12 protein-coding genes are annotated in these 13584 nt (G+C 69.2%); 3 read left to right on the forward strand and 9 right to left on the reverse strand.

The genetic code is table 11. From position 1 onward, the window contains the following. Positions 1–3: 3 nt before the first annotated feature. From IT371_07165 to IT371_07175, 3 genes are all read right to left on the reverse strand, one after another. Positions 4–2652, reverse strand: a complete 2649-nt coding sequence (locus tag IT371_07165) for a protein kinase (GenBank protein MCC6747419.1) — start codon at positions 2650–2652, stop codon at positions 4–6. Between the two features lie 61 nt (positions 2653–2713). Continuing rightward, on the reverse strand, positions 2714–3310 hold the full coding sequence (locus IT371_07170) for a hypothetical protein (protein MCC6747420.1): 597 nt from the start codon (positions 3308–3310) through the stop codon (positions 2714–2716). A gap of 10 nt (positions 3311–3320) precedes the next feature. After that, a complete protein-coding gene (locus tag IT371_07175; protein MCC6747421.1) occupies positions 3321–3920 on the reverse strand; it encodes a hypothetical protein in 600 nt (199 codons plus the stop codon). Positions 3921–4162: 242 nt separating this feature from the next. On the opposite strand from IT371_07175, the gene groES reads away from it, so the two are divergent. Together groES and groL are read left to right on the forward strand one after the other, a co-directional pair. Next, positions 4163–4453: a co-chaperone GroES gene (groES, locus tag IT371_07180; GenBank protein MCC6747422.1), complete on the forward strand. Its 291-nt coding sequence runs from the start codon at positions 4163–4165 to the stop codon at positions 4451–4453. 80 nt (positions 4454–4533) lie between these two features. Beyond that, the gene (gene groL / locus IT371_07185; protein ID MCC6747423.1) at positions 4534–6213 is read left to right on the forward strand and encodes a chaperonin GroEL; all 1680 of its coding nucleotides are present in this window, start codon (positions 4534–4536) and stop codon (positions 6211–6213) included. A gap of 101 nt (positions 6214–6314) precedes the next feature. Here the strand turns inward: groL and IT371_07190 are convergent, their stop codons facing one another. Both IT371_07190 and IT371_07195 read right to left on the reverse strand, forming a co-directional pair. Beyond that, on the reverse strand, positions 6315–7064 hold the full coding sequence (locus IT371_07190; protein MCC6747424.1) for a hypothetical protein: 750 nt from the start codon (positions 7062–7064) through the stop codon (positions 6315–6317). A 106-nt stretch (positions 7065–7170) separates the two neighbouring features. Then, positions 7171–7779: a sigma-70 family RNA polymerase sigma factor gene (locus tag IT371_07195; protein MCC6747425.1), complete on the reverse strand. Its 609-nt coding sequence runs from the start codon at positions 7777–7779 to the stop codon at positions 7171–7173. A 121-nt stretch (positions 7780–7900) separates the two neighbouring features. Between IT371_07195 and IT371_07200 the strand changes: the two genes are divergently transcribed. Further along, the gene (locus IT371_07200) at positions 7901–9094 is read left to right on the forward strand and encodes a hypothetical protein (protein MCC6747426.1); all 1194 of its coding nucleotides are present in this window, start codon (positions 7901–7903) and stop codon (positions 9092–9094) included. Positions 9095–9118: 24 nt separating this feature from the next. On the opposite strand, the gene IT371_07205 is transcribed toward IT371_07200, so the two are convergent. The 4 genes from IT371_07205 to IT371_07220 form a co-directional block, all read right to left on the reverse strand. Beyond that, positions 9119–10237: a hypothetical protein gene (locus IT371_07205; GenBank protein MCC6747427.1), complete on the reverse strand. Its 1119-nt coding sequence runs from the start codon at positions 10235–10237 to the stop codon at positions 9119–9121. Positions 10238–10482: 245 nt separating this feature from the next. Beyond that, positions 10483–11856 carry a sigma-54-dependent Fis family transcriptional regulator gene (locus tag IT371_07210; GenBank protein MCC6747428.1) on the reverse strand — a complete coding sequence of 458 codons (1374 nt, stop codon included), beginning with the start codon at positions 11854–11856 and terminating at the stop codon, positions 10483–10485. Positions 11857–11887: 31 nt separating this feature from the next. Further along, positions 11888–13312 carry a HAMP domain-containing histidine kinase gene (locus IT371_07215; protein ID MCC6747429.1) on the reverse strand — a complete coding sequence of 475 codons (1425 nt, stop codon included), beginning with the start codon at positions 13310–13312 and terminating at the stop codon, positions 11888–11890. Next, a complete protein-coding gene (locus IT371_07220; GenBank protein MCC6747430.1) occupies positions 13309–13530 on the reverse strand; it encodes a hypothetical protein in 222 nt (73 codons plus the stop codon). Before IT371_07220 ends, IT371_07215 begins: the two co-directional genes overlap by 4 nt. Between the last annotated feature and the right edge of the window lie 54 nt (positions 13531–13584).

The following is a 13584-nucleotide window of genomic DNA, read 5'->3' on the forward strand; positions in this document are numbered from 1 at the left end:
GGCTCAGGCCAGGGCCAGCGACTCGTCGAACGGCTCGAGCTCGTAGACCAGCCGCAGCGCCTCGATCGGCGAGGCCTGCCCCTTCACCGCGACCACCGGCCCGGGCTCGGTGGTCAGCCCCTCCCCGAGCCCCTTGGCCAGCTCCGCGCTCAGGAGGATCTCGCCGCCGGAGGCCACCTCCTGGAGCGCCTGGGCCACCTGCGCGGCTTCGCCGACGACCGTGTGGACCATCCGCCGCTCGCCGCCCACGTTGAGGACCAGCACCTCGCCCACGTGGAGTCCGATGCCGGCCTCGAAGGTGGGTCGCCCGGTGCGCTGCCGTTCGCGACTCACGGCGTCCAGCCGACGGTGGAGCTCGATCGCGGCGCGCACGGCGGGCAGGCAGGTGTCGCCCCGCGGGACGAAGTAGACCAGCGCTCCGTCGCCCACGACGACGTCGATGATCCCTCCGTGGTGGAAGACGGCGTCTCCCACCGTGCGGATGTAGTCCGTGAGGAGCTCCACGACCCCGGTCGGCGGGAGCTCCTTGATGAGGCTGCGAAAGCCACGGATGTTGACCGAGAGGAGGACGGCGCGGCACGTCTGGCCGTCGGGGCGGAGCGGGGCGCGCTGCCGGAGGATGCGGTCCACCACGTCGCGCGAGACGTAGCGGCTGAAGCACTCGATGATCTGCTCGCGCTCCGTCACGTCGTCGAGGATGAAGAGCATCCCGAGCGGGTGTCCGTCCACATCGACGATCGCGTCGCCCCGCACGTAGACCGCGCGCTCGGGTCCGGAAGCGAAGCGCATGCGCAGCTTGCGGAGGCCGACCTGCCCGTGCATCCGGGCCTGCTCGAGGAATTCCTCCTGGGGCACGCCCTCGACGAAGGTCAGGACCTCCTCGATCGGGCGGTCCAGGATCTGGCTGCCCGGGACTCCGCTGATGCGCTCCATGGCACGGTTGAAGAGCAGCACCTTCCTCGTCGAGCGATCGACGAGGACCAGGCCCGACGAGATGCTGTCGATGACGTGCGCCTTGAGCTGCGTCGCCTGGGCGAGCTGGCTGGTCGCATCGCGCACCTGATCGGCCAGCGTGGCGCGGAGCTGCTGGAGCTCCTCGTTGCGCTGGGCCAGCGCCTCGTTCAGCTTCATCAGGCGACCGTGGACGCTCGAGACGTAGTACTCGACCATCTTGAGGAGGAAGGGGAGGATGCGCTGATCCACCTGATCCTCGAGCGCCGCGTAGCGCTCGAGGTCCTTGCCGGCCGCCTCCTGAAAGACGGGACGGCAGACGGCGAAGCCGGTCCACAACGCCCCCACGAGCTCCGTGAGGCTGAACTGCTGCTCGGCGCGCTCGTCGGCGATGAGCCGGAGCCCCGCCGGGAGGCTGGGCGACGCGTCGTCCGCGAGGAAGTCGATCGCCGTGCCGAGGAGGAGCTCGACCGCCTTGCCGAGCAGCGCGCTGTCCATCTTGCGATAGCGAGGAAAGGCCTGCTTCAGGGAGGCGACCATGCGGTCGGCGAGGCCGGCGCGTCGCTCGACGGCCAGGCGTCGCAGCTCCGCGAGGTCGGGCGAGGTGTTGGGGACGGCGATCGTCCACCCGATGGAGAAGGCCTGAGGGTCCTTCTCCGCCTCCGCCGCTCCCGAGGGGTGCGCACGGAGCTCCGGTCCGCCCGGGGCTGCCGGGAGGTCGAGCGCGTGAAGCGACACCCCTGCGGCCTGGGCCACGCGATAGACCTCCTCCATGAACTCCGCCATCGACTGGAAGCGGTCGTTCGGGTCCTTGCTCAGGGCCTTGAGGAGCAGGAGCTCCGCCGCCGCCGTGATGTCCACGGGGGGCGTGAGGGTGCGCGGCAGGGGGACGGGCTTCTTTCGCTGGGCGTCGATGACCTCGAGCGGATTGTTCCCCTCGAAGGGCGGGTGCCCGACGAGCAGCTCGTAGAGCAGGGCCCCCATGCTGTAGATGTCCGAGCGCGGGTCGAGCGGCTTGAACATCGCCTGTTCGGGGGACATGTACCAGGGCGTGCCGAAGGCCATCCCCGCCGTGCTGAGGGTCATGAACTCCTCGGCGGTGTGCGGCTCGTAGGCCTTCACCAGGCCGAAGTCGAGCACCTTCACCCGCCCGTCGGGGAGCAGGCGGACGTTGCTCGGCTTGAGGTCCCGGTGGATGAGCCCGTGGCCGTGGGTCGCCGAGAGCGCGGAGGTCAGCTGCACGGCGATCTGGCAGACCGTGGCGAGCGGCATGCGTCCGTGCTCTCGCACGTACTGCCCGAGGCTCTGGCCGTCGAGGAACTCCATCACCAGGTAGCAGCCGGCGACCTCGTCGTCGCCGTAGTCGAGGATCTCCACCACGTTGGGGTGCAGGATGCGCGAGGTGGCCTGCACCTCCCGGAAGAGGCGCATGCGCATCTTGGGGTCTGAGTGCAGCTCGCGGTGCAGCACCTTCACGGCGCAGCGGCGTCCGATACGGAGGTTCTCCGCCTCGTAGACCACGCCCATCCCGCCCTTGCCTGCCACGCCCGCGAGGCGATAGCGGTAGTCGAGGATGTGACCGGTCAGCTCACCGGGGCGCCCCCCGGCGGTGAGGTGCCCTTCGACGAGCGGCAGGCCGTGGACGGCGCAGAAGCGTTCCGTCGAGACGAAGGGGCGAGCGCAAATGGGGCACCAGCGCATGGGAGCTGATCGTTGCACGGCGATTTCGGGGCTGTCAAAGGGAGGTTCGGCCGATCGCCGATTAGGCGGCTCGCTGGATGAGCTCCTGCTTGGCCCAGTAATCCATGCGGTAGAAGCGTCGCAGCTCTGTGAGCATGGCGGGGAGTTGCTGCCGACGGACGAAGCGTCGGTCGAGGCGACGCGTGTAGCGGCGCGCGAGGGTGTTGGCCTGCTGGTACCGCTCCTCCTCGTCGGGAGAGAGACCGTCGACGAGTCGGTAGGCCGAGAAGAGACGGTGGTGCACCTGCTCCATGGGCAGGCTCGGGCAGCGCTGCGCCAGCATGAGGCTGGCCACGTACTTGTCGACCTCGGCTTGAAGCTCGAGCTCGAGAATCGTGATCGGGCGTTCCTCGCGGACGCGGTGCATGACGCAGAGGAAGTGACTCACCCCTTCCACGGCGAGGCAGAACTCCTGCAGGTTTCCAGCGGCGAGCAGCGGGTCGAAAAGGCGCCGGACAACTTCCGGGTCGAGCGCGAGTCCGAGAAAGAGATCCTCCTCCTGGACGATGATGAGCTCCTCGCGCTTGTTCCCCTCCGCCGGGACGAGGAAGCCCGTGATCTTCGGCGCCGGGTCGAGGCGGTAGAGGTCTTCGAGACTCTCCTGCAGCTCGATCAGCATGCGCCGCGCCTCAATTCTTGTCCTCGGGGAGACCGGCCGATCGTCGGACCACGTGCATTCCGGCCTGGTGCAGGCGGCGTTCGACGGCGCGCTGACCGGTCTGCAGCCACTGCTCGTAGAGCGACCCGACGTCGGTGGCGGTGCCGTCCGTGGACCCCCGTACCTCGGCCAGCACCTCCACGAACTCGGGGAAATCGGTGGAGAGCTCGCCGTAGACCTGGCAGAGGCGCGGGGCGTCTCCACGGCGGTCGAGGAGCTCGCTCAAGCGGCGATACGCTGTGCCGCCCAGCGTGGCGTAGTACTCCACGTCGAGCTGGCGACGTCTCAGGCTCTGCCCGAAGAAGCCCGCCACGTAGAGCGCCTGGTCGCCCACCTGTTTGAGCTGGTGCAGCCGGGGCTCGGTCAGATTGGCCTCACTCTGGGCCATCACGACCCCGAGCGGCCGGTCGAGTGGGGGCGCGGCGTGGGTCATGTACTCGCAGAGCAGGTCCACGAGGTACGCCGCCGTCGCCTCGTCCGGCGTCAGCTCCTGGCGCTTGATGGCCTCGGCAATGGCCGTCTCGAAGAAGTCCCGAACCGATGCAGTCGTCAGCAAGCCTCTCGAGGTCATTTGGTAAAGAACCTCCCGAATTTATGGTGCCGAGTTCTGCGCCGGAACGCAATTTTCCTCTCCAAATACAACGACCGGGGCCGGCCCCCCTTTAATTCACTGGTTCGACCTTTTCCCCCCTTGACGGACGGCGGCCGCGTGCTTATAGGTAGCTGGCGTTAGCACTCAGAGAAGCGGAGTGCTAACAACGCGTCCAACAACGACGACAAGCAAAAACAAATCAATCTGTTGAGGAGGAGAGCATGAACGTCCGGCCACTGCACGACCGCCTGTTGGTCAAGCGCCTTGCGGAGGAGGAGAAGACGAAGGGGGGGATCATCATCCCGGACTCGGCCAAGGAGAAGCCGATCGAGGGGCGGGTGATCGCCGTGGGTCAGGGCAAGATGCTGGAGGACGGGAGCGTTCGGCCTCTCGACGTCAAGAAGGGGGACCGCATCCTCTTCGGCAAGTACTCCGGCACCGAGATCAAGATCGAAGGCGACGAGCACCTGATCCTCCGCGAGGAGGAGGTGCTCGGGATCATCGAAGGCTAGTTTCGCGCAGCTCAACCACACAACTTGCGGTGCGACTCGGGCCCCCCGAGCGGCCGTGCTGATTGCAGAGGGAGACCAAGATGGCAGCCAAGGAAATTCGGTTCGATGAGAAGGCCCGCGCGGCGATCCTTACCGGCGTGAACACGCTCGCCGACGCGGTTCGCGTGACCCTCGGGCCCCGCGGTCGCAACGTGGTGCTCGAGAAGTCCTGGGGCTCTCCCACGGTGACCAAGGACGGCGTCACGGTGGCCAAGGAGATCGAGCTCGAGAACAAGTTCGAGAACATGGGCGCCCAGATGGTCAAGGAGGTCGCCTCCAAGACCTCCGACGTGGCCGGCGACGGGACGACGACGGCGACCGTGCTCGCCCAGGCGATCTTCCGCGAGGGCAGCAAGATGGTGGCCGCGGGCCACAACCCGATGGACATCAAGCGCGGGATCGACATCGCGGTCGAGAAGGTCGTGGACCAGCTGAAGAAGATGTCCAAGCCGACCAAGGGCCGTCAGGAAATCGGCCAGGTGGGCACGATCTCGGCCAACGGGGACGAGACGATCGGCAACATCATCGCCGAGGCGATGGAGAAGGTGGGCAAGGAAGGGGTCATCACCGTCGAGGAAGCCAAGTCGATGGAGACCACCCTCGAGGTCGTGGAGGGGATGCAGTTCGACCGCGGCTACCTCTCGCCGTACTTCGTGACGGACGCCGAGCGGATGGAAGTGGCCCTCGACGACTGCTACATCCTGATCCACGAGAAGAAGATCTCCAACATGAAGGACCTGCTCCCCGTGCTCGAGCAGATCGCGAAGAGCGGCCGTCCGCTGCTCATCGTGGCCGAGGACGTGGAGGGCGAGGCGCTCGCCACGCTGGTGGTGAACAAGCTTCGTGGCACGCTCTCCTGCTGCGCCGTCAAGGCCCCCGGCTTCGGCGACCGCCGCAAGGAGATGCTGAAGGACCTCGCCATCCTGACGGGCGGCCAGGCGATCACCGAGGACCTCGGGCTCAAGCTCGAGAACCTGACCCTGAAGGACCTGGGTCGCGCCAAGCGCATCACGATCGACAAGGACAACTCGACGATCGTCGACGGCGCCGGCAACAAGAAGGACATCCAGGGCCGTTGCGAGCAGATCCGCCGGCAGGTCGAGGAGACCAGCTCGGACTACGACCGTGAGAAGCTGCAGGAGCGGCTGGCGAAGCTGGTCGGCGGCGTCGCGGTGATCAAGGTCGGCGCGGCCACCGAGACCGAGATGAAGGAGAAGAAGGCGCGCGTCGAGGACGCGATGAACGCGACGCGCGCGGCCGTGGAAGAGGGGATCGTTCCCGGCGGCGGCGTGGCGCTCCTGCGTTGCCAGGAGACCCTTCGCAAGCTGTCCACCGCCGAGGAGATGAAGAACGACGAGATGAAGGTGGGCGTGGCGATCATCGGTCGCGCGCTCGAGGCTCCGGCGCGCTACATCGCGGAGAACGCGGGCGTCGAGGGCTCGATCGTCGTGCAGAAGGTCAAGGAGGGCAAGGACGCCTTCGGCTACAACGCGGCGAACAACACCTACGAGGACATGGTGAAGGCCGGCGTCATCGACCCCACCAAGGTCGTGCGTACGGCGCTGCAGAACGCCGCGAGCGTGGCGGGGCTGATGCTCACCACGCAGGCGATGGTGGCCGAGAAGCCCAAGGACGAGGAGAAGGCGGCCGGCGGCCACGCGCATGGCGGCGGCATGGGTGGCATGGGCGGTATGGGCGGCATGGGCGGCATGGGGATGTAAGCCGGCGGCCGCGAGGCTGACGGACCGAGAGGCCGCTCCGGACGCGTGTCCGGGGCGGCTTTTCTCGTTTTTGGGGTTGGCGTTCTAGGGGGAGGGCGAGGCTACGCCGGGAGGATGGTGACGGCGAGACGCCCGAGCCCCTCTCCGGCTTCCAGCAGCTCCACCTCGTACCGGGCGGGCTCGAGGTCGAGGAAGCTCGCCGCGCCGTTCTTGAGCTTCACGGACTCGACGAGCTGGCCCTCTCGCTTCAGGGCGGCCCGGCCGTCGGCCACCGGCACGCCGGAGTGCGAGAGCTCTACCCGCAGCTCGGCGCCCCTGGCCGGCACGGCCTCGAGGTGCACGAGGGCGCGATGCTCGCCGAAGACGTGCTCGAACTGATGGAGGGTGTCGGTGGTCGCCGTGGCGTCGGGGCCCCGGAGGGCCAGCGCCGCCGCCTGCAGCGCGACGGGAAGATGCGTTCCGCGGAGAAAGTGCAGGGCTTGCGTGGCTCCCTGCCCCAGGGTGGCGAGGCGGAAAACCATGCGCGCGAGGTAGCCGGGCTGGCTGTCGGGACTCAGGCGGGCGCGCGACTGCTCGCTGGCCTCATCCGAGAGCGCCTCCGCCTCCGTCTCCGCCAGAGCCTCGGCCAGGATCTCGAGTCGCTCGCGGCTGAAAGGGAATGTGGTGAGCAGGGCCTCGAAGGTGGTCTTCTCGGCCCCTTCCATCTGCCCCTCCGCGTAGCGCAGCAGCTCTTCGTCCGACGGTTCCCCCGGCGCCGCGAGAGGGAGGGGTCGCCTCAACGCGATTCGCTTGAGCGCACGGCCGAGTCGGCGGTCCAGGTCGTCGCGCGCTATGGGGTTCGTTCCGCTCATGATCACTACCGTTTGATACGCGGCTGTCCGGGCTTCCTTCCTGCGGCCGAGGCCGCAGGTCCCTGCCCGCGCAGGGCGTGGGCACGGCGCTCGCTCGGCTTGGGGCCTAGCCTGACCCCAGCTCCTGAATGATGCGCTGCAAGTTGGTGCGTACCTTGTTCTTTCGACTGTAGACGGTGTTGACGCTGATGCCGAGGAGCTCGGCGATCTCCTCGGGCTCCAGCTCTTCCTGGTAGTAGTAGCGCAGGAAGGCCTGCTCGGAGGGGCTGAGCTGCTTCACGGCCTCGTTCAGGACCGCGAGCTGTTCGCGACGCGCGGTCAGCTCGGCGGGATCGTCCCCCTCCTCGGTCAGGTCGGGGACGCTCGCCGAGGGGTCGTCGAAGGAATACGTCGTGGGACCCCGGCGACGGAGGGCGTCGTGGGCCGCGTTGGTGGCGATGAGCCCCACCCAGCTCGAGAGGCGGTAGCCGCGGCCCGGGTCAAAGCGCCTGAGCTTGTCGTAGTCGTCTCGCACGAGCTGCAGGCAGACGGTGTTGACCACGTCTTCCAGGTCCGCCTCGGAGCAGGGGCCCGCGTAGCGCACCAGGACCTTGCGGATGCAGGCCACGATGAGGCGCGCGTAGCGGCCGTAGAACGCGTTCCAGGCCCCCGGGTGCCCTTGGACCACGGACAGAAGCAGCGTCGTCTCGTCCGGTGGGGGCGGCTTCCCCTTCATCGGCGTCAGTGTAGAACGCTTTGCGGGCGGAGCGCGCCTGTTTTCTGCGCGGGGTTAAGCCGCGTCCCTGGTGAAATTGGGCAGAGGGCGAGCGTCCGCCCGCGGAGTAGAATGCCGGGCGATGCGGATGCCCAGTCCCGGCGTGTGGGTCGTGCGCTTCGCCGTGCCGGTACTTCTCGCGGGGGCGCCCGAGCGCGCGCTCGGACGCGGGGAGTACGGGGCGGCCGTGGAGGCCGGGCCGGAGCTGGACTCGAATCCGCGCCGGTTGCCGCAGCAGGGGGCGGACTCGGCGCAGAGCGCGCCGCTCCTGCGCGTGACGGCCAGCGGACGGGCGCAGGTCCCCCTGGGAGATCGATTCCGGCTCGGCGCTCAGCTGAACGGCGGGGGGAAGGTCTTCTTCACCGAGGCCGGTCGCCCGGCGGACGAAGCGGTGGCGGGCGGGCAGCTCGAGGTCACCTCGCGCGTGCGCCGCGCGCTGGCCCTCGCGGCCGCGGGGAGCTACTACGACGCGTTCCAGCGGCAGTCCGAGCGGGACTTCCGCACGGGGAGCGCCTTCCTGCGCCTGCACCTCAGTCACCCCGCGTCGGCCACGAGCGGGATGCTCCAGCTGGGCTACCTCGGGCTACGGTACAAGCCGGTGCCCGACTACAGCTTCCATGGCCTCGTGGGCGGCGTGGCGCTCACGCGCGAGCTCAGCTCGGGGCGAGAGGACGAGGTGGTGAACTGGCGCCTCGGGGTGTCGTACGCCGCGACGCTGCGCGACTACGACGGCCCGCTCATCGGGGTCCGCGAGCGCTGCGATCCGGCGCCGGGGGCGCTGATGCTCTGCAACTACCCGAAGGAGGGGAGCCGCTACGACGTCGGGCAGGTGCTCCGCGCCGAGGTGAGCTATCTCGGCAACGCGGCGGCCACGCTCTGGTACAGCGCCGAGCTCAACCATTCGAACAGCTACGGCGAGAGCTTCGTCCGGCAGGTGCTCGGGTTGAAGTTCACCACGCATCTGCCCTGGGGGCTCTTCTTCACCGTCAAGGGAGCGCTGCAGTTCAGCCGCTTCCGCGACCCGTACTTGACGAGCCAGGTCGCCACCCAGACCTTCGTCAGCATCGACGACGAGAACCGATCGAACCTCGTGCTCCACGTGGGGCGCGACCTCTGGGCTCGCTGGTCCGTCGGCCTGCGCTACAACCTCTACGTGAACGAGTCGGTCTCCTCGGGGAGTCCGGCGGCGGCGGCGACGACGCGCCTTCCGGGCTTTCTGCGCCACACGCTGTTCGTGGGGCTGCGCTTCGAATACGAGAGTGCGGACGGCTCGTGAGGCCGGGGCGCGGAAAGGGCGCGGCTACTTGTGGCGGCGAAGCGTCTTGGCCCGCTGGCGCAGCGTCTCGGCCCGCGCCGCTAGCCCCCTGGCCAGCTCGTCGAGCTGCTGACTGGCCTTCTTCAGGGCCGCCACGCGGGCCTTGAGGTCCCCGCGGGCGCCGGCTCGCTCCAGCTCGCGGAGGGTGGCCGGGTCGAGCACGTCTCGCACCGTGACGCCCACCTGCGGCGAGGACCCGACGGCGCTCGGCGCAGCGGTGGCACGCGCCGGTTCCGACGGAGCGCCGCTGCCGCCTGCGTGACCGCCGGCAGAGGCGCCGCCGCTGAAAGAGCCCGGCGCCGCCGGCGGGGCGGGCGACGCCGCAGCCTCGGGGACGCTGTCGGAGTTGTTCCCCTTGTCCTCGCCCCGAGTCGTCGCACCGGCCGCAGGGGGGGCCGTAACCTTCTGCCCGCTCGGCGCCTTCGGGGCCGCCGCGCCGCTCGAATCCCCGGTGGCCGCTGCGCCCACGATCTTCGGGCGCGCGGTTCGACGAGGGGCGTCCTCGACGAAGGGGTTGTCGTCGGCGGCGCGGCTGTGCCGTTCGAGGCGCGCCTTGTGCTGGAGCTGGCCGAGCTGCGCCTGCAGACGGCGGAGCTGCTTGCGGACCTTCTCCTCGGAATCCTTGAGCAGGTCGGCTTTCTCCTCGAGATCCTCGGCGCTGTCGTGGGGGCTCACCTGCCCGCCGGTCACGATGCGCGCGTTCTGGCTGGCCCGCTGCTGCTCCGCGAGGAGAGCCTCTCGACGGCGGCGCAGCCGGTCGCGTTCCTGCGCATCCGTGGTGCGAGCCGCGGCGAGCACGAGCGCCGACGCGAGCTGTCCTCGGACGGTGCGTAGCTCCCCGTCGATGCGGGTCAAGCGTCCAGCGAGCTCCTGGCTCACGCGCAGGGCGGCCTGGAGCTGGTAGTCGCGCTGAAGCCCCGCGGTCTGCGCTTTCAGCCGCGCGATCCGGCGCCCGTGGTCGGTGAGCGCCGCCTCGAGGCGGGCGCGGTGTCCGCTGAGAAGCTGGTAGCGCTGCTCGAGCTCTCCGGCAGACGGCTCGCTCCACGCCCGGGACGAACCCAGGAAGAGGAGGAGAGCGAGGAGGCTGGCGGTCAGAGCGCGCATCGCATGAATTCTACAGCAAGCTACGTGCCACGGCTGCTACCGGGCTCGGTCGGGACTAACGCCGTAGATCGCCAGCTGATCCGGGTTCGGCCGCGTCGTTGGGCCCCCCTCAGAAATTTGAGCCGTGGGGAGGGGGGCCTCAGATTCCCGACGCGGACGATGTGGGATTCACTCGGTGATCTCGGTACGTTGGGGCGGCGGGGTCCACCCGCGCCGCGAGCTTCTCGACGGCAACAAGACAGGCCTCACGAGATGCCGTACTTCTCCAGCTTGTAGTAGAGGGCCGAGGTCTTCACGCCCAGGCGCCGCGCGGTCTCGGTCTTCACGCCGCCCGCGTCCTTGTAGGCCTTGAGGATCAGCTGCCGCTCGAGGTCCTCCAGGATCTCGGGGAGGGACATCTGCCCCTTCGGCAGGGCCAGCGTCTCGCCCGCGGGCTCTCCCCGGACGAACTCGGGGAGCGACGAGAGCGTGACGGTATCCCCGTCGGCGAAGACCAGGGCCTGCTCGATGGCGTTCTCGAGCTCGCGCACGTTGCCCGGCCAGGGGTAGGCCATGAGCCGGCCGAGCGCGTCGTCGGCAATGCCGGTCACCTTGGGGTTCGTGCGTGGGGCGAGCGTCTCGATGAAGTGTCGCGCGAGCTGCGGGATATCCTCGCGACGCTCGGCGAGGGGCGGGATGTGCAGCGGTACGATGTGCAGGCGGTAGTAGAGGTCCTCGCGGAAGCGTCCCTCGCGCACCTCCTGCTGGATGTCTTTGTTCGTGGCGCTGACCACGCGCACGTCCACGTGCACCGTGCTCTCGCCGCCGACGCGCTCGAACTCCTGCTCCGGCAGCACGCGCAGGAGCTTCACCTGCAGCGCAGGCGTGATGTCGCCGATCTCGTCGAGGAAGAGCGTGCCGGCGTCGGCGAGCTCGAAGCGTCCGAGGCGCCGCTTCACCGCGCCCGTGAACGCCCCCTTCTCGTGGCCGAAGAGCTCGCTCTCGAGCAACGTCTCGGTGAGCGCGCCGCAGTTGACCTTGATGAACGGTCCCTGGGCCCGTCGACTGCGCTTGTGAATCGCTCGCGCGACGAGCTCCTTTCCCGTGCCGCTGCCTCCGGTGATGAAGACCGACGAATCGGTCGGGGCGACCTTCTCGATGGCGCGGTAGAGGGCGAGCATGAGCGGCGAGCTGCCCACCAGGTCGTCGTAGCGGACGTGCGCCTCCTCGCGCAGAAGCTCGTTCTCGCCTTGCAGGCGCTGGCTGGCTCGACGCGTGGCACGGAGCTCGAGCGCGCGTTCCACCTTGAGGCGGACCACCTCGGGGGCGAAGGGCTTCTGCAGGAAGTCTAGGGCTCCGAGCTTCATCGCCTCGACGGCGGTCTCCACCGTGCCGAAGGCGGTGACGATCATGGTGGGGCAGTCCGGGTCCCGCTCCGCGACCTGCCGGAGCACCTCGACCCCGTCGATCCCCTCCATCTTGAGGTCGGTGATCACGAAGTCCACCTCGTGCTGTTTGAAGAGCTCGAGCCCTTCCTTCCCCGAGGCGGCGATGAGGGTCTCGTGCCCCATCTTGCGGATCACCTGCTGCAGGCCGAAGCGGATGGTCTCGTTGTCGTCGATGATGAGAATTCTGCTCATGACGTCCTCGCTGGGCGTTTCCGGATGGAGCTCATCCGGCCGGCCGCAGTGTAACGCGAACCCGGGTCCCCTGGCCGACCAGGCTGGCCACGGCGATACCCCCGCCGTGCTGGTCGACGATCTTCTTGGAGAGGGCCATGCCGAGCCCCGTCCCCTTTTCCCGCGTGGTGAAGAAGGGCGCGAAGATGCGCTCCAGCAGCTCGGGGGCGATCCCGCTGCCGGTGTCCTCGAGCTCGAGGAACGGGGTGCCGTCGTCGAGGCCGCAGCGCAGCGTGATCGCGCCCCCCTTCGCGGTGGCCTGTATCGCGTTGCGCGCCAGGTTCAGCACCACCCGACGGAGCTGCTCGCCGTCGCCGATGGCCGGCGTGGAGGGGAGCTCGCGCCTGAGCACGAGGCCGGCGGTCGCGGCGTCCGCCTCCACGACCTGCGCGAGCTCCTCGAGGAGCGGGGCAAGGTCGAGCTCCTGCAGGTGGGGTGGGGCCTTTCGCGCGTAGTCCAGGAACTCGCCCACCACGTTTTTCAGGTAGCCGAGCTCGCGTTCGATCCGCTGGACCATCTCGAGCTGCTCGGGCTTGTCGGCCAGCTCCTCGCGCAGCAGCCCGGCAAAGAGGGCGATGCCGCCGAGCGGGTTGCGCACCTCGTGGGCGATCCCGGAGAGCATGAGCTGGAGCTGCTGCTCTCGTTCGTGGAGCTGCTGCCGCATCTCGTTCATGGTGCGCGCGAGAAGCCCCACCTCGTCGCCTCCACGCACGGGGATCTCCCGGTCGAGCTCCCCGGCCCCGATGCGCGTGGCCGCGCCGGCGAGCTCCCGCAGGGGACGGCTGATGCGCCGGGCGACGAGCACGGTGACGCCCACGAGCACCACGGCGACGACGCCGGCCGAGAGGACGAGGTAGGTGCGCAGGCGGCGAAGGTCGGCGAAGAAGGCAGCGCTCCCGGCCGCTCCGAGGACGGCCACCACGGTCTGCCCTTCCCGGACCGGGGCGTAGCCCGTCTTGTAGGTGCGTCCGTCGTTGCCTTCGAAGAGGACCGACGAGGCCGCCTCTCCGCCGAAGACGCGCCGCAGCTCCGACCGATCGGCCTCGGCCTGGTAGTGGCGGTCCCCGATGCGGACGCCCGCCTCGGTGTCCGTCCGGCTGCGGAGCTCGCGGTCCAGGACGAAGATGCGCGCCACGCCGGTGCGGTCGCGGAGCTGGAGCAGCTTGTGCCGCAGGCGCTGCGCGGTGCGGCTGTCGTCGTCCCCCGGCGCGAGAAAGGCCACGGACTCGGGGCTCACCTGCGTCGCGGCGGCCTGCGCGATGCCCATCAGCCGCTCGCCGAGCGCCGCCTCGAGGTAGTGCGCGGTGGCGCGAGAGGCGAGCCACGCGAAGAGCGCGAGGAGGCCGAGAGTGGGGACGAGGTACGCGACGAGGAGGCGGAGGCCGAGAGAACCTGCTCGGGGCCTCCGGAGCCTCAACGGCTAGCGCCCGTGCACTGGTAGAGCCGGTAGGCCACCACCCCTAGCGCGGCCGCGAGCAGGACGTAGGTGAGCGCGCGGCTGAGGGGGCCTTCCTTCTTCTTGGACCCCGCTCCGACGAGACCCTTGAGCCCGCTGCGGAAGCCGGACATGGTCCCGCTCCCCGACGCGGAGTCGCCGCGCTTTCCGGACCGCTTCTTGGATCGCTTGGAGCTCATCCCAGGGCACCCCTCGGGCGGCCAGGAGACGTGGAGGCGGCGGGCCGCGCGGGC

The organism is Deltaproteobacteria bacterium (assembly GCA_020848905.1).
Classification (GTDB): domain Bacteria; phylum Myxococcota_A; class Polyangia.